The sequence below is a fragment of the Dyella sp. 2RAB6 genome (assembly GCF_052115385.1).
In the GTDB taxonomy this organism is placed as follows: domain Bacteria; phylum Pseudomonadota; class Gammaproteobacteria; order Xanthomonadales; family Rhodanobacteraceae; genus Dyella_D.
Map to the genome: position 1 here is coordinate 1 of NZ_JBFRGP010000029.1, position 20,830 is coordinate 20,830.

At 68.2% G+C, this 20,830-nt stretch carries 17 protein-coding genes; 6 read left to right on the top strand and 11 right to left on the bottom strand.

Features of this window, described 5'->3' with window-relative positions; all coding sequences use genetic code 11:
• Positions 1–8 precede the first annotated feature (8 nt).
• Together AB4083_RS21460 and pmbA are read right to left on the bottom strand one after the other, a co-directional pair.
• A protein-coding gene (locus AB4083_RS21460) for an IS3 family transposase (protein WP_441610547.1) occupies positions 9–1,171 on the bottom strand; the annotation gives its coding sequence in 2 pieces (ribosomal slippage) (positions 9–922 and positions 922–1,171; 1,164 coding nt in all).
• A 191-nt stretch (positions 1,172–1,362) separates the two neighbouring features.
• Complete coding sequence (gene pmbA, locus AB4083_RS21465; RefSeq protein WP_441610548.1) at positions 1,363–2,730, bottom strand: metalloprotease PmbA; 1,368 nt, start codon at positions 2,728–2,730, stop codon at positions 1,363–1,365.
• A gap of 142 nt (positions 2,731–2,872) precedes the next feature.
• Between pmbA and AB4083_RS21470 the strand changes: the two genes are divergently transcribed.
• Both AB4083_RS21470 and yjgA read left to right on the top strand, forming a co-directional pair.
• A complete protein-coding gene (locus tag AB4083_RS21470; RefSeq protein ID WP_441610549.1) occupies positions 2,873–3,124 on the top strand; it encodes a DUF1653 domain-containing protein in 252 nt (83 codons plus the stop codon).
• Positions 3,125–3,144: 20 nt separating this feature from the next.
• The gene (gene yjgA, locus AB4083_RS21475; protein ID WP_441610550.1) at positions 3,145–3,711 is read left to right on the top strand and encodes a ribosome biogenesis factor YjgA; all 567 of its coding nucleotides are present in this window, start codon (positions 3,145–3,147) and stop codon (positions 3,709–3,711) included.
• A 68-nt stretch (positions 3,712–3,779) separates the two neighbouring features.
• Here yjgA and tldD read toward each other — a convergent pair whose 3' ends face one another.
• The gene (gene tldD, locus AB4083_RS21480; RefSeq protein WP_441610551.1) at positions 3,780–5,219 is read right to left on the bottom strand and encodes a metalloprotease TldD; all 1,440 of its coding nucleotides are present in this window, start codon (positions 5,217–5,219) and stop codon (positions 3,780–3,782) included.
• A 139-nt stretch (positions 5,220–5,358) separates the two neighbouring features.
• Between tldD and AB4083_RS21485 the strand changes: the two genes are divergently transcribed.
• On the top strand, positions 5,359–6,567 hold the full coding sequence (locus tag AB4083_RS21485) for a sterol desaturase family protein (protein WP_441610552.1): 1,209 nt from the start codon (positions 5,359–5,361) through the stop codon (positions 6,565–6,567).
• 21 nt (positions 6,568–6,588) lie between these two features.
• On the opposite strand, the gene AB4083_RS21490 is transcribed toward AB4083_RS21485, so the two are convergent.
• From AB4083_RS21490 to AB4083_RS21500, 3 genes are all read right to left on the bottom strand, one after another.
• Entirely contained in the window at positions 6,589–10,473 is a 3,885-nt protein-coding gene (locus tag AB4083_RS21490) for a YhdP family protein (RefSeq protein WP_441610553.1), read from the bottom strand.
• Positions 10,474–10,497: 24 nt separating this feature from the next.
• Complete coding sequence (rng, locus tag AB4083_RS21495) at positions 10,498–11,991, bottom strand: ribonuclease G (RefSeq protein WP_441610554.1); 1,494 nt, start codon at positions 11,989–11,991, stop codon at positions 10,498–10,500.
• Between the two features lie 155 nt (positions 11,992–12,146).
• Entirely contained in the window at positions 12,147–13,256 is a 1,110-nt protein-coding gene (locus AB4083_RS21500) for a mechanosensitive ion channel family protein (RefSeq protein ID WP_441610555.1), read from the bottom strand.
• A 109-nt stretch (positions 13,257–13,365) separates the two neighbouring features.
• On the opposite strand from AB4083_RS21500, the gene AB4083_RS21505 reads away from it, so the two are divergent.
• Positions 13,366–13,902: a mismatch-specific DNA-glycosylase gene (locus AB4083_RS21505; protein ID WP_441610556.1), complete on the top strand. Its 537-nt coding sequence runs from the start codon at positions 13,366–13,368 to the stop codon at positions 13,900–13,902.
• Between the two features lie 32 nt (positions 13,903–13,934).
• Positions 13,935–14,285: a GFA family protein gene (locus tag AB4083_RS21510; RefSeq protein WP_441610557.1), complete on the top strand. Its 351-nt coding sequence runs from the start codon at positions 13,935–13,937 to the stop codon at positions 14,283–14,285.
• Between the two features lie 138 nt (positions 14,286–14,423).
• Here the strand turns inward: AB4083_RS21510 and AB4083_RS21515 are convergent, their stop codons facing one another.
• The gene (locus AB4083_RS21515; protein ID WP_441610558.1) at positions 14,424–15,713 is read right to left on the bottom strand and encodes a c-type cytochrome; all 1,290 of its coding nucleotides are present in this window, start codon (positions 15,711–15,713) and stop codon (positions 14,424–14,426) included.
• The gene (locus tag AB4083_RS21520; protein ID WP_441610559.1) at positions 15,710–16,468 is read right to left on the bottom strand and encodes a c-type cytochrome; all 759 of its coding nucleotides are present in this window, start codon (positions 16,466–16,468) and stop codon (positions 15,710–15,712) included. The genes AB4083_RS21515 and AB4083_RS21520 overlap by 4 nt, the downstream gene beginning before the upstream one ends.
• A gap of 51 nt (positions 16,469–16,519) precedes the next feature.
• On the opposite strand from AB4083_RS21520, the gene AB4083_RS21525 reads away from it, so the two are divergent.
• Positions 16,520–18,154 carry an amidase gene (locus tag AB4083_RS21525; RefSeq protein WP_441610560.1) on the top strand — a complete coding sequence of 545 codons (1,635 nt, stop codon included), beginning with the start codon at positions 16,520–16,522 and terminating at the stop codon, positions 18,152–18,154.
• An 83-nt stretch (positions 18,155–18,237) separates the two neighbouring features.
• Here AB4083_RS21525 and AB4083_RS21530 read toward each other — a convergent pair whose 3' ends face one another.
• From AB4083_RS21530 to rplQ, 3 genes are all read right to left on the bottom strand, one after another.
• Positions 18,238–19,605: a class II 3-deoxy-7-phosphoheptulonate synthase gene (locus AB4083_RS21530; RefSeq protein WP_441610561.1), complete on the bottom strand. Its 1,368-nt coding sequence runs from the start codon at positions 19,603–19,605 to the stop codon at positions 18,238–18,240.
• A 23-nt stretch (positions 19,606–19,628) separates the two neighbouring features.
• Positions 19,629–20,132, bottom strand: coding sequence for a disulfide bond formation protein B (locus AB4083_RS21535; RefSeq protein ID WP_441610562.1), 504 nt, complete (start codon positions 20,130–20,132; stop codon positions 19,629–19,631).
• Between the two features lie 190 nt (positions 20,133–20,322).
• On the bottom strand, positions 20,323–20,706 hold the full coding sequence (gene rplQ / locus AB4083_RS21540; RefSeq protein ID WP_441610563.1) for a 50S ribosomal protein L17: 384 nt from the start codon (positions 20,704–20,706) through the stop codon (positions 20,323–20,325).
• Between the last annotated feature and the right edge of the window lie 124 nt (positions 20,707–20,830).

A 20,830-nucleotide genomic window follows, 5' to 3' on the forward strand; every position in this document is an offset into this window, starting at 1 on the left:
TGTAGTGGTCAACCCACTTTGGACACTCCGATAGGAGTTCTGCACGCCAGCGCGTCCACGACGGCTGGTATGCGTTGGCCGATGGCAGCATGCCATCGGCGATGGTTGTAGAAGCTCAGGTAAGCGGTGACGTCGCGGCGGGCCTCTTCATGGCTGGGGTAGACCTGCCCGCTGACCCATTCGTGCTTCAGGCTGCGAAACACCCGTTCGACCACCGCGTTGTCCCAGCAGTTGCCGCGACGGCTCATGCTCTGCACCATGCCGTACTGGCCCAATGCTGCGGTGAAGCGATCGCTGCTGTAGGTCGTGCCCTGATCGGAGTGGAACAGCAGGCCCGTGAACGGTCGACGGGTACGCCAGGCCTGGGTCAAGGCATCGGTGACCAGGGTGGCGTCTGCCTGTCGGGAGAACGCCCATCCCACCACCTTTCTTGCGTACAGGTCCACCACGATGGCCAGGTATAACCAGCCATGCCGGGTCGGCAGATAGGTCACATCGCCCGCCCAGACGCGGTTCGGTTGCGCCGGCTGAAACTGCCGGTTCAGAAGGTTGGGCGCCGTGATGGCCGCCGATCCGGCCGGCCGGTAGCGGTGCCGTCGCTTCGCATGGGCCCAGACACCGGCCGCACGCATCAGCGTGCGTGCCCGATGACGCCCCACCGGGGTACCTCGACGGGACAGTTCGCACGCCATGCGGCGGCTGCCGTAACTATGCCGGCTGGCTGCATGAAGCTGGCGCACTTGCGCCAGCTCCTGCCTATCCAGGCGGACCCGTCCGCGTCGGTGACGCGCCGCGTAGTAGCTGCTGCGCGACACCTCCATCACCCGACAAAGATCGCTGACGGGATAGGCCTCCTTCAGTGCGTCGATCAGCGCGTGCGCCGATCGTTGTCCCGCACGAAGAAGGCGATGGATTTTTTTAGCAGCTCACGCTCCCCCTCCAACCGGGAAACCTGGGCTTCCAGCTCGCGAATGCGCCGCTGATCGGCGTTGACCTGCTCGGGCGTGGGCGGCGGACCCTCGTGCTCCACTCGCCACTGATCGACCCAACGGCGCACCGCCGTAGAGCCCACGCCCAACAACTCGCATACCTGCCGGACGGACAAACCCTCCGACACGACCATGGCTACCGCCTGGGCCTTGAGGGCTTCGTTGATCTCTTTGCGTCCCATGATTCACCTCGATGGTCAGTTTGACCTATCTCGGTGTCCAAGGTGATTAGACCACTACACCCTGTGCCCTCTTCGCGTGGAGGAGCGAGGAAGGTGGCGGCAGCCGGATGAGAGTACGGGCGGAGTGAGGCGCCCCCACTCCGCCCGTACCCTCACCCCAACCCCTCTCCCAGTGGGAGAGGGGCTCAAGCTCACTCGCCGGCGATGGTCATCTTGTCGAGCAGAATCGACCCCGTCAGCAGATGCGAGCGCGGGTCCACGTCCGTCCCCACCGCCTGGATGCCCAGGTACATCTCGCGCAGGTTGGCGGCGATGGTGATCTCCTCCACCGGGTAGGCGATCTGGCCGTTCTCGACCCAGAAGCCCGACGCGCCGCGCGAATAGTCGCCGGTGATGGTGTTCACGCCCTGCCCCATCACCTCGGTCACCAGCAGGCCGGTGCCCAGGCGCTGCAGCATGCCGTCGAAGTCGTCGCGGCCCTGGTCGGCGGCGCCGGCCTCCACGATCAGGTTGTGGATGCCGCCGGCGTTGCCGGTGGATTCCAGGCCCAGCTTGCGTGCCGAATAGCTGCCGAGCACGTAGCGCGCCAGCACGCCGTCCTCGATCAGCGAGCTGTCGCGGGTGGCCACGCCCTCGGCGTCGAACGCGCCCGAGCCCTGGCCGCGGCGCAGGAACGGCCGCTCCACGATGCGCAGCCACGAGGGCATCACCTGCTTGCCTGCGTGATCCAGTAGGAAGCTGGCGCGGCGGTACAGTGCGCCGCCGCTGACCGCGCCGACCAGATGGCCGATCAGCCCGCGCGCGAGCTCCGGCGCGAACAGCACCGGGCTCTGGCGGGTCGACAGGCGGCGCGCGCCCAGCCGCGCCAGGGTGCGCTCGGCGGCCCGGCTGCCGAGTGCTTGCGCGCTCATGAAATCGTCGGCGCTGCGCACGCTGTCGTACCAGTAGTCGCGCTGCATGCCGTCCTCGTCGCCGGCGATCAGCGACAGCGACAGCGAATGGCGGGTGCCCCGCTCGCGGCCGACGAAGCCGTGCGAATTGGCGTACACCGACAGGCCCTCGCCGGCCTGCACGCTGGCGCCCTCCGAATTGGTGATGCCCTGGTGCGCACGGCCGGCCGCTTCGATGCGCTGGCCCAGCTCGATCGCCGCCGGGGTATCCAGCGCCCACGGATGCCACACGTCCAGGTCCGGAAAGGCGGTGGCCATGCGCGCGGGGTCGGCCAGGCCGGCGGCGGGGTCTTCCTCGGTGTAGCGGGCGATCGCGCAGGCCTGGTCCAGGGTGGCCTGGATCGAGTCGGGGTTGAGGTCGGCGGTGCTGGCCGAGCCCTTGCGCTGGCCGAAGTACACGGTGAGGCCGAAGCCGCGGTCGCGGGTGTGCTCCACCGTCTCCACTTCGCCCAGGCGCACGTTCACGCTGAGCCCGGTGTCGATGCTGGCGGCCACCTCGGCCTGGCTGGCGCCGGCCGCGCGGGCGCGGCGGATGACGTCCTGGGCGAGATCGGCGAGGCGGTCGAGGTCCTGCTGGCTGCGGTCGGAGGGAACGGGGATCGCGCTCACATGGGCTTCCTGAAGGCTGACGGGTAGAATACGCGGCTCATTTCATCTCGAAATGTCATCTCGACTTGTCATCCAGAACCGCGGCCTCCCGAGTTGGGGGCACCGCGGCCAATGCAAAGCCCTCGCCGCGGAGAAAAGCGCCATGGTGCCGGAGACCGGCCTTTACCGTCACTACAAAGGGCAGCCCTACCGCGTGCTGGGCACCGCCCGCCACAGCGAAACCATGGAAACGCTGGTGGTCTACCAGGCGCTGTACGGCGAACAAGGCCTGTGGGTGCGCCCCGCGGCGATGTTCTGCGAAACCGTGCAGGTGGACGGCCAGACCGTGCCGCGCTTCGCGCTCGAACGCGCCGAACCCGGCATCGCCATCGGCGCGGCCGTCACCGCGCACTGACGTATCAAGAGACCGAACCCGTGAAGCGTAACTACACCGACGACCCCGACCACGACTACGGCCCGACGCGCACGCAGCAGCGCCGCGATGCGCTGGCCGTGCTCGAACTGGCCCAGCAGCTGCTCGACCTGCCGCCCAGCCGCCTGGCCAAGCTCGACCTGCCGGAGGACGTGCTGCGCGAGATCGAGTACACGCGCAAGATCACCTCGCACATCGCGCGCAAGCGCCAGATGGGCTTCCTCGCCAAGGTGATGCGCAAGCACGACGCCGAGGTATTCGACGGCGTGCGTGCCGCGCTCGGCGAGAACCGCGAGCGGCAGCGCCAGGAAACCGCGGCGATGCATCGCCTGGAAGCGACGCGCGACAAGCTGATCGCCGACGAGGACAGCGCGCTGCCGGAACTGATCGCCACCTACCCGCAGCTCGATCGCCAGCACCTGCGCTCGCTGCTGCGCCAGGCGCGGCTGGAACGCGACAAGAACAAGCCGCCGCGCGCGTATCGCGAGATCTTCCAGTTGCTGAAGGAACTGGCCGCCGCGGGCGGTGACGAAGCCGAAGCCAGCGGCGGCGAAGCAGAACCGAGCTGAGCGAGCTTGAACGACAGAAAAAAAGGGCGCCCCGGGGCGCCCTTTTTTTCACCGAACGCGAGCCGGCGTCAGGACGCCGTACCGCCCACCGTCATCCCATCCACCCGCAAGGTCGGCTGGCCCACGCCCACCGGCACGCTCTGCCCGTCCTTGCCGCACACGCCGACGCCTTCGTCCAGCGCCAGGTCGTTGCCGATCATCGACACGCGGGTCAGCACGTCCGGGCCGGAGCCGATCAGGGTGGCACCCTTCACCGGCGCGGTGATCCTGCCGTCCTCGATCAGGTAGGCCTCGCTGGCGGAGAAGGTGAACTTGCCGCTGGTGATGTCGACCTGGCCGCCGCCGAAGTTCACCGCGTACAAGCCACGCTTGACCGAGCGGAGGATCTCCTGCGGGTCGTGCTGGCCGGCCAGCATGTAGGTATTGGTCATGCGCGGCATCGGCAGCTGCGCGAACGATTCGCGGCGGCCGTTGCCGGTGGGCTGCATGCCCATCAGGCGCGCATTGAGCTTGTCCTGCATATAGCCCTTGAGGATGCCGTCCTCGATCAGGGTGGTGCATTCGGTCGGCGTGCCTTCGTCGTCGATGCTCAGCGAGCCGCGGCGGCCCGGCAGCGTGCCGTCGTCGACCACGGTGACGCCCGGCGCGGCCACGCGCTGGCCGATGCGGCCGGCGAAGGCGGAGCTGCCCTTGCGGTTGAAATCACCTTCCAGGCCATGGCCGATCGCCTCGTGCAGCAGCACGCCGGGCCAGCCGGGGCCGAGCACCACGGTCATGCTGCCGGCCGGCGCGTCGACCGCGTCCAGGTTGACCAGCGCCTGCCGCACCGCCTCGTCAGCGAAGGCCAGGGCGCGGCCGTTTTCCATCAGCTCGCGGTAGCCGTAGCGGCCGCCGCCACCGGAGTGGCCCTGCTCGCGGCGACCGTTCTGCTCGGCGATCACCTGCACGCTCAGGCGCACCAGCGGGCGCACGTCGGCGGCCAGGGTGCCGTCGGAGGAAGCCACCAGGATGGTGTCCATCACCGCCGCGATGCTGACGATCACCTGCTTCACCCGCGGGTCGCGCGAGCGCGCGTAGGCGTCCACCTCGCGCAGCAGGGCGATCTTGTCGGGGTTGGGCAGGCTTTCCACCGGGTCGATCGCCGGATACAGCGCCCGCGCCCCGTGCAGCGCCAGCGGCTTGCCGGCGCCATTGCCGTCCTGGGCGATCGCGCGCGCGGCGCGCGAGGCGTCCAGCAGCTGCGGCAGCACGATCTCGTCGGAATAGGCGAAACCGGTCTTCTCGCCGGCGATGGCGCGTACGCCCACGCCTTGCTCGATCGAGTGGTTGCCGTCCTTGACGATGCCCTCCTCCAGAATCCACGACTCACTGCGCGAATGCTGGAAATACAGGTCCGCGGCATCGATGGACGGGCCCATCAGCTGGGCGAACACGCGGTCGAGGTCGGCGGCGGCCAGGCCGCCCGGCGCCAGGAGGCGGCGCTCGGCCTGGGCGATCAATGAATCCATGAGGTCGTAGCCTGTTCGATGGGACGCAGACTGTAGCAAGTGGGGACCGCGGCCACGCCTTTAAAGCGGGCCGGGCGCCAGCCGGCTACCATGCTCCAGGCTGGCCGGAACTGCCGGCGCCCCACGTGAAGGACCACCGATGAGCGACACCTCCAAACGCGAGCTGGCCAACAAGGTCATCGACCGCACTCTCAAAGCCCCGCTGGAAGACACCCGCGAGCTGTTGCATCGCGATGGCGAGCTCAAGCCGGGCCTGGGCAAGATCAGCAGCGTGCTGGCGTTGTCGCTGGGCATTCTCAGCCTGCTCGGCGTGCTGGCTTTCCATTTCCCGCAGTACCTGACCACGCCGGACCTGCGCCACAAGTATTCGGTGGACCTGCTGCGCCAGCTGCTGCTCGGCGCGCTGCTGATCGCCGGCGGTATTTCGCTCGGCAACGTCATCCTGGGCCGCCTGCGCAATATCAATATCGTGGCCTTCGTGCTGGTGGTGGCTGCCACCGCGCTGGGTGGCTCGCGCGTGCCGGTGGGCAACTTTCCGGATCACACGCCGTATATCGGGCTGGACTGGTTCATCCTGGACCTGCTCGGCTCCACGCTGATCTTCGTGGTGATCGAGAAGCTGTTCCCGCTGTACAAGGGCCAGTCGATCTTTCGCAAGGAATGGCAGACCGACCTCAAGCATTTCGCGGTGAATCATTTCATCGTCGGCCTGGCGCTGCTGGTGGTGAACTTCCTGCTGCATCACCTGTTCGGCTGGCTGGTCAGCAGCCAGTTCCAGCAGACCGTGCGCGATATCGCGTTCGTGCCGCAGCTGCTGCTGTGCGTGCTGGTGGCGGACCTGGCGCAGTACTGGACGCATCGCGCGTACCACGAGGTGCCGTTCCTGTGGAAATTCCACGCGGTGCACCACAGCGTGAAAACCATGGACTGGCTGGCCGGCTCGCGCCAGCACATGCTGGAGCTGATCTTCACCCGCGTATGCGTGCTGGCGCCGCTGTACATCCTGGGCTTCAGCGAAGGCGTGATGAATGCCTACATCATCGTGGTCGGCTTCCAGGCGGTGTTCAATCACGCCAACGTGCATCTGCCGTGGGGCCCGCTGAAGTACCTGGTGGTGACGCCGAATTTCCACCACTGGCATCACGCCTCCGACGACGAGGCGATCGACAAGAACTACGCGGCGCACTACGCCTTCCTCGATTACCTGTTCGGCACCGCGGTGAAATCGACCAGGAAATTCCCGGAGAAGTACGGCGTGGTCGGCGACTACATGCCGGACGGTTTCGTGCGCCAGCAGCTGTTCCCGTTCCGCGGCAGCACCGAGCCTGCGGAACGCGCGGATTCCTGAGCGAGCAACGTTGAGCGGCGCTCAGCGCGCCGAACTGCTCGCCGGCGCCGGTAGCGCGGGCACCGGCGCCGCCGGTGCGGGAGCGGCGGAGGCGGCTTCCGCGGCGGACAGGTTCTTCTTCTCCACCAGCGAAATATCCGGCTTATCCCAGCTGCCGCCGATGTGATAACGCGCGCTGGCCACGCGGTTGAGGCCGCGTCCGAGCAAGCCCTGCGCGACGAAGCCCGCGGCCGCGCCCAGCGGCCCGGCCACCACCGCGCCGACGATCGGCAAGCTGTTGCCGACGTGCGGGATCACCAGCGCCTGCTGGTCGTAGTCCTTGCTGCGCAGGCCGGTGCGGCCCTTGATGGTGATCTCCACCGCCGGGCCGCGCATGGCCAGGTTGTTGGTGGTGGCGTTGCCGTCGGCCAGCACGAAGTCGCCGCTGATCGAATCGAAGGCCAGGCCCTTGCCGAACACGTCGCCGAAATCGAGGGTGAGGCGGCGCGGCAGTTCCACCAGCGAGATCAGGCCGAACAGCCGGCCGACGCCAGGCGCGACTTCGGGGATGCTGCCGTCGGTGACCTGCATGCCCAGCTTGCCGTCCATACTGGCCAGCTCCATCGCCGACGGCGCGCCGGGCCAGGTCGCGTCCAGGTGCGCGCGCGTCTTGCCGCCGTTGAACATGCCGGCGAAGCCGAAGGCGCCGAGCATGTCGCCGAGGCTTTCCGCGGCGAAGTCGATGCGCAGATGGCTGTGGCTATTGCTGGCGGTGCCGTCCCAGTCGCCGCTCGCATTGATCTGCACGCTGCGCGACAAGGCGCGCAGCTGGTCGATATGCATGCCGCGGTCGGTCGGCCAGGTTTCCAGGCGCGCCTCGCCCAGCTTGGATTCGCCGAAGCGCAAGTCGCCGACCCATAGATGGAACGGCGGCAGCGCGGAGGGGGTGATGCCGGTGTTGGCCGGATCGGTTCTGGGTTGATCGGGCCTGGCTTGATCGTTGTTCTTGGCGTCGCCGGCCTGTCCGCTGGTTTTCGGCCAGTACAAGCGCTGCAGCCGCGCGGTGACGCCGCGCTTGTCCAGGTCGGCGGTCGGCACCACGAAGCGGCCGACGATATCCGCGCTGTCCACGTCCACGTTCAACTGGCCGCCTTCGGGCGCAGCCTGGATGCGCATGGACGGAAACGCGTGGCCGAACACCTCGGCCTGGTCGGCGCTGACGTCGATGCTCTCCAGCCCCGGCCCGCCGGTGCTGCTGCCGGCCGCCGCGCGCTGCACCCAGCCGGTGACGTCCATGCGCGCGGCGCGGCCGCGCACGCGGATGCCCTTGTCCGGCACGGTGTCGGGCATGCGCGTGCCGAAGTTGAAAGTCGCCGCCAGCGGGCGCTTGTCGTCGGGCAGGCGGAAGCGCTGGCGCATCGCCTGGCCCAATGCGATCTGCAAGTCGCCGCCGGACACCGGCAAGGTCAGCGCCAGGTGCGTCGGCAGGCTGGCCTCGGCGGATTTCTTCAGCGGCGCCGGCAGATCCAGCGCCATGCCGGTGAAGTTGGTGTCCAGGGTCAACAGCTGCGCCGGGCTTGCCACGGTGTCCTGGCGCACGATGTCGAAGCCGACGGTGGTGTCGCTGCGGCCGCTGGCGACGTCCTTGAGCCAATCGAGCTGGGACAGCCCCTGCACCAGCTCGGCCATGCCGTAGCGGCCGCTCAGGCGCGCGGAGAGCTCGGTGTCCGGCCGCCCGGTGGCGGCCGCGATGGCGATGTCCAGCCTGGATGGCTGGCCGCGAAACGTGGCATCGAGCGGCCCGCCATGGAAGCCATGCGCATCGAAGCTGGCCGGGCCGCTGATGTTGTCGACCTTGAGGTTCCAGTCCGGTGCGTTGAGGTCGACGTTCTTCAGGTCGGCGCTGCCGGTCAGGAAGAAGTCCTTGGAGTCCTTCATCGGCAGCGACAGATGGAAATCGAAGCTGCCGGTCCCGCCCAGGCTCAGCTTGTTCAGCGCATCGACCTGGCGGCTGCCGATCGGGCTGTGCTTGACGAAATCGATCAGGCTGGCGCCGCTGCCGGAGCCGTGCACGTTGAGGTCCAGCACGGTGTGGGCGAGATCGGGAATCACCGCCACCGCGCGCTCGGCCTTCACCCCGAGCGAGTCGCCGCCGCTGGCTTCCACCAGCATGCTGTTGTTGACGAAGCTGGCCACCGCGTTGATGCCTTCGGCGCGCGGCCAGCTCTTGCCGTAATCCAGGTTCAGCCCGCTGATGTCGGCGCGCGCTTCGAAGCGGCCTTCGTTGGTGTGGAACGGCCAGTCCTTCAGATCGCCGCGCACCAGCAGGTCGCTGCGCTCGATCTTGCCGGAGACCAGCGCGCGGTCCAGCCATTCGATCGCCTGCGGCGACATCGAGTCGATCGGCCAGAACAGCTTGGCCGCTTCCATGTCCATGTGATCGAGCACGGCGTACAGATCGAGGAACGGACGTCCGCCGGCGTCGTGCAGGCGGATCTCGCCGCGCGCATTGCCGCCGAAGCCCTCGCCGTCGAAGTCCAGCGGCTCGATGCCGAGATGCCAGTCGCCGTCTTCATGCCACAGCGCGACAGCGCCGCCCAGGCGCGACAGCACGAACGGCTTGCGGAAGGTATGCGGGAAGCGCAGCACGGTGGCCTGCGCGGGCAGCTCGATCGACACTGCGCCGGCGTCGCCGCGCAGGGTGCCGTCGAGATGATCGATGCCGGGCAGCTTGCCGACCGCGTCGATGCCCAGGCCGCTGAAACCGACGTTCGCGCTGGCCAGGCCGTCGGCGCGCGTCCAGCGCAGCGCCACGTTGCCGAGCTTGCCGCGCGGCTTGCCGCTGCCCAGCCATTGCGCCATGCCGGGTGACAGCTCCGGCTTCAGCGCCGCCCATGGCGCCAGCGCGTCGAGCTGCAGGTCGTGCGCGGCGATCAGTGCCTCGTCGGCATGGCCGTCGCTGCCGTTGCGCACGTCCAGCGCCAGCGCGCCGCCGTCGTCGGCGCCCCAGCGCACGCGCAGGCCCTGATCGGTCTTGTGCAGGTCGCCCAGCGCGTGCAGCGCCGCCACGCGCGCCTGGCGGCCGTCGGGGTTGGTCAGCGCCAGCCCGTCCAGGTCGACGCGGGCCAGGCTGCGCACCACTTTCGCGTCGCGCCAGTCCAGCCAGCTGGAGAAGGTGCCGTTGCCGCTGTCCACCGTATAGCCGCCCAGGTCCACGCCCGCGGTGAAGGCATGCAGGTCCATCTTGTTGCCGGTGATCCACAGCCGGCCATCGGCGCCGTCCTCGCGGAAATTGCCCGCGCCGCGCAACTCGCCCGCCACGCCTTCGCGTTGCAGGATCGCGCCGACGCGCACGCGCCCGCCCTGCCGGCTCACGCGCAATTGCCTGGCCAGCAGCGCGTAGTGCTTGCCGGTGGTTTCGTCGGCGATATCCAGGCGTAGGTCGCGCAGCCACAGCTCGACCGAAAGCCGGCCGAACGAAGGATCCTGGCGCACGCCGCCGCCGGCCACGCCGATGCCGTTGATGTGCCAGCTGCCGTCCTTGCCGCGCGCAAGATCCAGCTGCATGCCACGCACGCGCAGGTTGACCAGGTGGCGCGAAGGCATCAGCCAGCCGCCCAGGTCCAGCTTCAACTCGGTCTCCGGAATGCTCAGCGGGCTCTCGCCCGGCCCCGCCGCCACCACCGTGTTGCGCATCAGGAACAGCGGCCCGGACGCTTCCCAGCGCCCTTCCAGCGAGGTGAACGACACCTGCCGCTCCAGCACCCGGCTGAGCTGCGCGGCTACCCATTGCGGATGGCTGGCCAGAGTCGGCAGCAGCAGCTGGATCAGCCCGGCGAGCACCGCCAGGCTGATCACGGCCACGCCCAGGACCCAGCCCAGCGCGCGAGCGATCCGCTGCAGGCGATGGCGCAGGGAAACGTTCACCGGCGGCTCTCGCCGCGCGGTGAACTAAAGGAGAACCACATCGAACTGTTCCTGCGAATAATGCTCTTCGGGCTGGAAGCGTATGCTTTTGGAGATGAACTCCTCCAATTCCGCCACCGCCACGGACTCCTCTTCGAGGATGCGGCCGACCACCTTGGGGCTGGCCATCACCAGCAGCTTCTCGGCATTGAACTGGCGCACCGCGCGGGTGATCTCGCGGAAGATCTCGTAGGTCACCGTCTCGGCGGTCTTCACCGTGCCGCGGCCGCCGCAGGCCGGGCACGGCTCGCACAGCTGGCGCTCCAGGCTCTCGGTGGTGCGCTTGCGCGTCATCTCCACCAGGCCCAGCGCGGACATCGGATACACCGTGGTCTTGGCGTGGTCGCGCAGCAGGCCTTTTTCCAGCATGCGCAGCACCTGGCGCTTGTGTTCCTCGTCGGTCATATCGATGAAGTCGATGATGATGATGCCGCCGAGGTTGCGCAGCCGCAGCTGGCGCGCGGCCGCCTGCGCGGCTTCGAGGTTGGTGCGGTAGACGGTTTCTTCCAGGTTGCGCGTGCCGAGGTAGCCGCCGGTGTTGACGTCGATGGTGGTCATCGCCTCGGTCTGGTCGACGATCAGGTAACCGCCGGATTTCAGCGGCACCTCTTTGCGCAGCGCGCGCTGGATCTCGTCTTCCACGCCGTACAGGTCGAAGATCGGCCGCTCGCCCGAGTAATGCTCGATGCGGTCGTCCAGGCTCGGCATGAACTTGTGCACGAACTTCACGACCTTCTCGTAGGTCTCGCGCGAATCCACGCGGACCTTCTCGATATCGTCGTTGAGCATGTCGCGCAGGCTGCGCAGCGGCAGCGAGAGTTCCTCGTAGACGCGTTCGCCGATCTTGGACTTGGCGATGTTCTCCTGCACCACGCGCCACACCTTGCCCAGGTAGGTGACGTCGAAGGCAAGCGACTCGGCGGTCTGCTCCTCGGCGTTGGTGCGCACGATGTAGCCCAGCGGGTTTTCGCCGATCAGCGAGGTCATCACCTCTTTCAGGCGCTGCCGCTCGGCCTCGTCCTCGATGCGCGCGGAAATGCCCAGCGTGCGCGCCTGCGGCAGCAGCACCAGGTAGCGCGAGGGAATCGACAGGTGGGTGGACAGCCGCGCACCCTTGGTGCCGATCGGGTCCTTGACCACCTGCACGATGATTTCCTGCCCTTCGTGCACCAGCTCGCTGATGGATGGCGTATGGCCATTGCCGGCCGGCACCACCACCGCCTCGGCACCCTCGGCGGCCACCGGCAACGGCGGGCGCACGATATCGGAGGCATGCAGGAAAGCTGCGCGCTCCAGGCCGATATCCACGAACACCGCCTGCATGCCGGGCATCACGCGCTGCACGCGGCCCTTGTAGACATTGCCCACGTAGCCGCGGCGGGAGGCACGCTCGACATGCACTTCCTGCAGCATGCCGTTTTCGACCACGCCGACGCGGGTTTCGCGCGGCGTCACATTGATCAGAATCTCTTCACTCACCGAACACTCCCCTCTCGGAGGGTCTTTATAGCGGGTGGGCGGACGGGCGTCGATGCGCCCGTGCGCGGCCCGCGAACCCGTTCGCGCCACGGCCGGGCGCCTGCAGGGTGAGACAGGCGCAAGGGCCTGCGGTTTCATGACCCGCAGCCTCCCGGCTAACCGTCCGCCGGGCCCTGCATCGGCCCGCTGGCCGGCTGATGCTCTCGCCCGGGCGGCCAGTCGATCCGGGTCAGCGGCAGGCAGTCCGGGTACTCGCGCCGGACGAAGGCGATCAGCCCTTCACGGATGCGGCAGCGCAAGTCCCAGCCCTGGCCCGAATCGGCCGAACTGACCAGGGCGCGCAGCTGCATGGCGCGCTCGCCGGCCTCGACCACCTGCAGCACGCAGACGCGGCGGTCCCACTCCCTGGTTTCGCGGCACAGCCGCTCCAGCTCGGCCCGCAGCGGCGCCAGCGGCAGGCGGTAATCGACCCACAGGAACACCGTGCCGATCAGCTGGGCGCTGCGGCGGGTCCAGTTCTCGAACGGGTTCTCGATAAACCAGTTCAGCGGCACCACCAGCCGGCGCTCGTCCCAGATGCGCACTACCACGTAGGTGCCGGTGATCTCCTCGATGCGGCCCCATTCGCCCTTCACGATCACCATGTCGTCCAGCCGGATCGGCTGGGCCAGGGCGATCTGCAGGCCGGCGATCAGGTTGCTCAGCACCGGCTTGGCGGCCAGCCCCAGGGCCAGGCCGGCGAGGCCGGCCGAGGCCAGCAGGCTGGCGCCGAACTGGCGCACGCCGGGGATCGTCATCAGCACCGCGGCCAGCCCGGCCAGGATGAACAGCACCATGGTCGAGCGGCTCAGCACGCGCACCTGGGTGACCACGCTGCGAGCGCGCAGGTTGTCCGCCAGGTCCAGCGGGTGCAGGCGGATGACCAGGTCTTCCAGCGCGCCGATGCAGCGCACCACCAGCCAGGTGACGGTGGCGATCAGCGCCACCAGCAGCAGGTGCTGCAGGCCGTCGATCCAGCGCAGCGCGTCCACCTCGGGCGTGACGCGCAGCGCCACGGCCACGGTCAGCAGCGGCACCAGCCATTCCATCGGCGCGTTGGCGCGGCTGACCATGGCGTAGGCCGCCGGATGCCGGTGCGCCAGCCGCCGCAGCACCGTGCGCGCCACGCGGCGCAGCACGAAGGCGAGCGCCAGCGCGATCGCCACCGTGATGCCCAGGCGGCCGAACGGCTGGTCGTTCCAGAAACTGGCGAAATCGGTAGCCATGAAGAGGGGCGTCGTGGCGGGGACAACGACGACGCCCACCCTGCCGCAGAAGGTGTCCAGATTCCGTCTTCGATCCATGAACGCGCGGCGCCCCGTTAAAGTGCGCGTCATGCCAGCGACTCCCAGCCCACGCGCCGACGCACCGGCGCACATCCTTCCCGACGTGCTGCGGCCGGGACTGGCGCTGGTGTTCTGTGGCACTGCCGCGGGCAAGCGCTCGGCGGTCGAGCAGGCTTATTACGCGCATCCCGGCAATATGTTCTGGCGCGCGCTGCATGCCGCGGGGCTGACGCCGCGCCTGCTGCTGCCGGCCGAATATCCGCGGCTGCCGGACTACGGACTGGGCCTGACCGACGTGGCCAAGCTGCATGCCGGCAACGACGACGAGCTGCCGCGCGATGCCTTCGACGTGCCGGCACTGCGCGCGAAAATCGAAGGCTACGCCCCCGCCCTGCTCGCCTTCACCAGCAAGGCCGCCGCGCGCGCGGTTCTGTGCCGTGCGGCGGACTATGGCCTGCAGCCGGAGCGCATCGGTGCGAGCCGGCTGTTCGTGCTGCCCTCGCCGTCCGGACAGGCGCGGGGGCATTGGGATCTGGCACCGTGGCTGGCGCTGGCGGACGTTGTCCGCCGCGGCGCCGGCGCGTAGGGTTGCCCACCACCACCAAGGAGGACGTTCTCATGCTCAAGGGCAGCTGCCACTGCGGCGCGATCACCCTCGAAGTCGATAGCGCCGAGCCGCCGGCACAGGCGATGGAATGCAATTGCTCGCACTGCAGCCGCAAGGGTTATCTGCTGTGGTTCCTGCCGCGCGAACAGGTGCAGGTGCATGGTGGTGAAGACAAGCTCGGCGTCTATCACTTCAATAAGCACGCGATCGCCCACCACTTCTGCACGCAGTGCGGTTGCGCACCGTTTGCGCTGGGCACGATGCCGGATGGAAAGCCGATGACGGCGGTGAATGTGCGCTGCCTGGAAGGCGTGGATTTGACGGCGATCAAGCGCGTGCCGGTGGATGGGCGCAGCTTCTGATCAGTCTCCACCTCGAATCCTTCTCCCTCTGGGAGAAGGTGGCGGCAGCCGGATGAGGGTACGGGCGGAGTGGGACGCCTCACTCCGCCCGTACCCTCACCCCAACCCCTCTCCCGATGGGAGAGGGGCTTCAAGCAATCAATCGATCGGCGTGTGCCGATACTTGATCACGTCGCGCTCCTGCACCAGCGGCGCTGCATTGCCCCACGACTGGCGGATATAAGTAACCACCGCGGCCACGTCGCTGTCGTTGAGCTGCTGCGCGAACGGCGGCATCGAATACGGCCGCGGCTTGTGCTTCGTCGCCGGCGCGAAGCCGCCCAGCAGCACCACCCGGATCGCATTGATGCCGGTGGGTTCGTTGACCGAGGAATTGCCGCTCAGCGGCGGATACACGCCGGCCACGCCCTCACCCTGCTTGCCATGGCAATCGGCGCAGCGCTCGGCGTAGATCCTGGCGCCCTGCTCGAGGATCGGCTTGGTATCCAACGGCGACGGCGGATACGACACGCGCGGACGCGCCGGCAACGACTGCAGATAAGTGGCGATCGCTTTCAGGTCCGCCTCGTCCAGATGCTGGGTGCTGCGCGCCACCACCTCGGCCATCGGGCCGAACGCCGCGCCCTTGGCGGACTGGCCGGTCTGCAGCAGATCCACGATGTCCTGCTCGCTCCAGCCGGCGAGGCCGCCGTTGGCCTGCATGCTGAGATCCGGCGCGTACCAGTTCTGCACCGGGATCTGCCCGCCGGACAGCGCCTGGTCGCTGCGCATGCCGCCGAACGAATCGCGCTCGATATGGCATTCGTTGCAATGCCCCAGGCCCTGCACCAGGTAGGCGCCGCGGTTCCACGCCGGCGACCTGGTGCTGTCGGCGACGTATTCGCCTTCGCGGAAATACAGCGCGCGCCACGCCTTCAGCGTGTTGCGCACGTTGTAGGGGAACCCGAGGCCGGGCTGCTTTGCCGCCTGCTGCACCGGCGGCAGCGATTGCAGGTAGGCGAAGATCGCCAGCGCGTCGTCGCGCGACACCTTGGTGTACGAGGTGTACGGGAAGGCCGGATACAGGAACTGGCCCTTGCGGTCGACACCGCTGTGCAGTGCCTGCCGGAACGCCTCGAAGCTCCATTCGCCCAGGCCCGTCTCGCGGTCCGGCGTGAGGTTCGGCGCCGGGATATCGCCGAACGGCGTGCCCACCACGCGACCGCCGGCGAAGCGCGTGCCGCCCTGCTCGGTATGGCAGGAGGCGCAGTCGCCGGCCAGGGTGAGGTATTCGCCCTTGGCGATCAGCGCGGGGTCTTTCAGCGCGGCGGCATCGACCTGGCTGGCCGAGCGCGGCACCGAGGGCTGGCCGCCGCGCAGGAACAGCCAGCCGGCCACGACGAGACCGGCAAGCACCACCACAGCGAGGCCGATGCGGAAGATCTTCATGGCTTCACTCCCGCCTCAAGCACGCCGCAATGCAGCGGCGGGGTGATCGATCCCGCCGGCTGCGCATGCATGTCCGCCGGCAGCTCGCGGCCGGCCAGCCAGGCCGAGACCGCGCTGATGTCGTCGACGCTGAGGCGGTTGGCGATCTCCGCCATGCAGTCCGGCGCCACCGTGGCGCGGGTCTTGGTGCGCCAGGAACCGAGCTGCGAACTGATGTAGTCGTACGGCAGGCCGGCCAGGCCGGGCACGTCCGGTTGCACGCCGGTGAGCTGGGTGCCGTGGCAGGCGGCGCAGGGTGGAATCTGGCGCGACGGGTCGCCCTTGGTGGCCAGTTCCTCGCCGCGCTTGAGCGCGTCCGGCGCGATGCGCGGCATCGGCGAGCGTGCGTACGGCACGTCCTGCGCGGCGAAGTATTCGGCGATCTCGCGCATGTAGTCGGGGGTGAGGTAGCGCGTGGTGTATTGCATCGGGCCGTACTTGCGCAGGCCGTCCTGGAAGTCCTTGAGCTGGCGCGCGAGGTAGCCGGCAGGCTTGCCGGCCAGGCGCGGGAAGAAGCCGCTTTCCGGCGTGCCTTCGCCGTGCTCGCCGTGGCAGGCGGTGCAGCTGGCGATGCGCTGCTTGAGCGTGTCCGGCACCGACGGCGCGGCGCTATCGGCCGCCTGGGCGTGCGCGGCGCCCGCCATGGCGATGACGGCGATCAGCAAGATGGCGGACCACACACGCCTGGCAGGGCACAGCTCGGCTCTCGTATCCATCCGCCGATTATAGGCGCCCGCCCGGGGTCCATCCGGCTACGATGCGGCCTCATGCCGCACGACCGGAGACTGACCGTGACCCGCCTGCCGCTCTCGCTTTCGCTCGCCGCCCTGCTGCTCGCCAGCAGCGCCCTGCCCGCCCAGTCGGCGGATCCCGCACTGGCCTGGGCTTCGATCAAGGACCTGCACCAGCGCATGGACGCCGGCCAGCTGCGCAGCGAAGCGCTGGCGCAGTTGTTCCTGCAGCGCATCCAGCACATCGATCGCGACGGCCCGGCGCTGCACGCGGTGCTGGAAACCAATCCGGACGCGCTGAAGCTCGCCGCGCAACTCGACCAGCACAAATCCAAGGGCTCCCTGCGCGGCATCCCGGTGCTGCTGAAAGACAACATCGACACCGGCGACCGCATGCTCACCACCGCCGGCTCGCTCGCGCTGGCCGACGCACCGCCGGCGCCGCGCGATGCCGGCCTGGTCGCGCGGCTGCGCAAGAGCGGCGCGCTGATCCTGGGCAAGACCAACTTGAGCGAGTGGGCCAATATGCGCTCCAACCACGCCAGCAGCGGCTGGAGCGCACGCGGCGGGCAGACGCGCAATCCGTATGCGCTGGATCGCAACCCCTGCGGCTCCAGCGCGGGCTCCGGCGCAGCCGTGGCGGCGGGACTGGCGACGGCGGCGATCGGCTCGGAAACCGACGGCTCGATCATCTGCCCCGCCGCGGCGAACGGCATCGTCGGCATCAAGCCGACCGTGGGCCTGGTCAGCCGCAGCGGCATCATCCCGATCAGCCATAACCAGGACACCGCCGGCCCGATGGCGCGCACGGTCGCCGATGCGGCGGCGGTGCTGGGCGCGATCGCCGGCAGCGATCCGCGCGATCCTGCCACCGCCGAAGCCGACAAGCACGCCGCCGATTACACGCGCTTTCTCGATCCGAACGGCTTGCAGGGCAAGCGCATCGGCGTGGTGCGGCAACTGGCCGGCGCGGAGCCGAATGCCGATCGGATCCTGGAGCAGTCGATCGCGCTGATGAAGGCGCAGGGCGCGGTGATCGTGGATCCGGTCGAACTGCCGCATCTGAAGGAGCTGGGCGATCCGGAACTCATCGTGCTGCTGTATGACCTCAAGCACGATATGCAGGCGTATCTGGCCACGCGCAGCAGCAGCACGCCGATGAAGACGCTGGCCGACCTGATCGCATTCAACCAGCGCGAGGCGGCACGCGAGATGCCGTGGTTCGGGCAGGAACTGTTCGAGCAGGCGCAGGCCAAGGGGCCGCTGACCGACAAGGAATACGTCGAAGCGCAGGCAAAGGCGAAGCGGTTGGCCGGGCCGGAAGGCATCGATGCCGCGCTCGCCAAGGATCACCTGGATGCCTTGCTGGCGCCGTCGTGGGGACCGACCTTCGTGACCGATCCGGTGCTGGGCGATCACGTGGTGAGCGGCGATCCGACCGTGGGCGGCGCCTCGCAGCCGGCGGCGGTGGCGGGCTATCCATCGATCACGGTGCCGGCGGGTTTTGCGCACGATCTGCCGGTGGGCATCGTGTTGTTCGGTGCGAAGTGGAGCGAGCCGACGCTGATCAGCATCGCCTACGGCTTCGAGCAGCACGCGCAGGCGTGGCGGGCGCCGAAGTTCCTGGATACGGTGGGCGGCAAGCCGGTGATCGCCGACGCGGCGTACTGAGGCCCTAAAAAGTCAGCGCGTCTTTCGGGGACTTCGTCACCCCAGCGAAAGCTGGGGTGACGAGATGAGGTTGCGAGAAACCCTCAGCTGCCCTTCTGCGACTTGCGCACGATCAGCATCGCCAGTTCCAGCGACTGCTCGTAGTTGAGGCGCGGATCGACCATCGACTTGTAGGCGCGATCCAGATCGGCCTCGCTCAAGTCGCGCGCGCCGCCCATGCATTCGGTGACGTCTTCGCCAGTCAGTTCCAGATGCACGCCGCCCAGCCGCGTGCCCGCGGCCGCATGGATATCGAACGCCTGATCCAGTTCGCCGCGGATATTGTCGAAGCGGCGCGTCTTGTAGCCGTTCGAGGTGCTCTCGGTATTGCCGTGCATCGGATCGGCCACCCACAGCACGCGGCGGCCGGCGCGCTTCACCGCGTCGAGCAGCGGCGGTAGCGCCTTGGCGATCTGCGCGTTACCCATGCGGTGGATCAGGGTGAGGCGGCCGGGTTCGTCGTCGGGGTTCAACGCGTCGATCAGCGGCAGCAGTTGTTCCGGCGTCACCGAGGGGCCGACCTTTACCGCGATCGGATTGCGGATGCCGCGGAAATATTCCACGTGCGCGCCGTCGAGCGCGGCGGTGCGCATGCCGATCCACGGGAAGTGCGTGGACAGGTTGAACCAGCCCTGGTGACGCGGCACCTGGCGCGTGAGCGCCTCTTCGTAGTGCAGCAGCAGGGCTTCGTGCGAGGTGAAAAAGTCGACGCGGGTAAAGCCGGCGATCGGGCCGGCCAGGGTCTCCATGAAGCGCAGCGAGTCGCCGATGCCGGCGACCATGCGGCGGTATTCGGCGGCCAGCGGCGAGTGTTCGACCCAGGCCAGGTCCCAGTATTCCGGGTGATGCAGATCGGCGAAGCCGCCGTCGATCAGCGCGCGCACGAAGTTCATGGTCAGCGCCGAATGCGCGTGCGCCTGGATCAGCCGCTGCGGATCGGCGCGGCGTGCTGCGGGGGTGAATTCGGGGCTGTTGACCAGGTCGCCGCGGAAGCTGGGCAGGGTCACGCCGTCGCGCGTTTCCATGTCGGTGGAACGCGGCTTGGCGTACTGGCCGGCGAAGCGGCCCACGCGCAGCACCGGCATGCGCAGGCCGTGCACCAGCACCAGGCTCATCTGCAGCAGCACCTTGAGCCGGTTGGAGATCACCGGGCTGGTGCAGTCGGCGAAGCTCTCCGCGCAATCGCCACCCTGCAGCAGGAAGCGCTGGCCTTCCTGCGCCTCGGCCAGGGCCTGCTTGAGCGCAAGCACTTCCCACGAAGTGACCAGCGGCGGCAGGCCGGCGAGATGCTTCGTCGCCTGGGCCAGCTCCGCGGCGTTCTCGTACAGCGGTTGCTGCAGCGCCGTACGGCTCTGCCAGGAATCGGGGGCCCACGCGTTCGGCACGGTGGAGAGCTGGATATCGGCGTTCATGGCGAAGCGCTTCCTCTCGATCTTCACTGGCGGACGCGGCGGGTGGCGGCGATCAGCACCAGCGCGAGCAGCAGCACGTACCAGCACAGGGTCCAGGCCGGCATCGGCAGGCCGAGGATGGGTTCGACCTTGGCGCATTCGCCGGAGCCGGTGAACACCATCTTCAACACCTTGGCCATGGGGAACGCGTCCATCATGTAACCGAGGTTCGGGCCGCAGGCAGGAATCTGGTCTGCCGGCAGGGTCTGGATCCACAGATGGCGTGCCGCAGTGGCGAGACCACCGAGGCCGCCGAGGATCGCGCCTGTCGCGTAGATCCAGCGCGCACCCTTGCCCCTGGGGCCGTGGATGGCGCCGATCAGGAAGAATACGCCCATCACCATGAAGGCGATGCGCTGGAAGATGCACAGCGGACAGGGCTCCATGTGCAGCCCGTATTCGGCATACAGCGCGAAGGCGAGCAGGCCGGCGCAGATCAGGAAGCCGACGAAGAAAGAGGTGCGGTACGACCAGCGGAGTGGGTTCATGGCCAGCGGGCTGTTGCAGTGCGGAACGGCGACATTACCCGCTCGCCGTGGCGCTGTCAGCACGCTTTCGGCCTATGCGCGGCCATAAGTTGCGCGGCATTTTAACGCTGGCCTTTTGCGCGGAACTCAAAAGAAAAACCCCGGTCGGATACCGACCGGGGTTCGGGTCTTGCTGAGCCTGCCGCCGGAATTACTCGGCGTCGACGGCTTCGCCACGCGGGCGATCCACCAGCTCGACATAAGCCATCGGGGCGTTGTCGCCCGGACGGAAGCCGCACTTGAGGATGCGCAGGTAGCCGCCCGGACGCTGGCTGTAGCGCGGGCCGAGCTGGACGAACAACTTGCCCACGGCTTCCTTGTCGCGCAGGCGCGAGAAAGCGAGGCGGCGGTTGGCAACACCGTCGGTCTTGGCGAGCGTGATGAGCGGCTCGGCGACGCGACGCAGTTCCTTGGCCTTCGGCAGGGTGGTGCGGATCAGCTCGTGCTTGATCAGCGACGCCGCCATGTTGCGAAACATGGCCTGGCGATGGCTGCTCGTGCGGTTGAGCTTGCGACCGGATTTCTGGTGGCGCATGACGTTTACTCTCTATGTCTGTTGTTATGAAAAACCGGTCGGAATGACCGGCTTCCCGCGGTTACCCGCTTTTGGAGCCTTGTAAGTTCGGGCTCTTCTTAAGAGACGGGCCAGGACTGGCCGC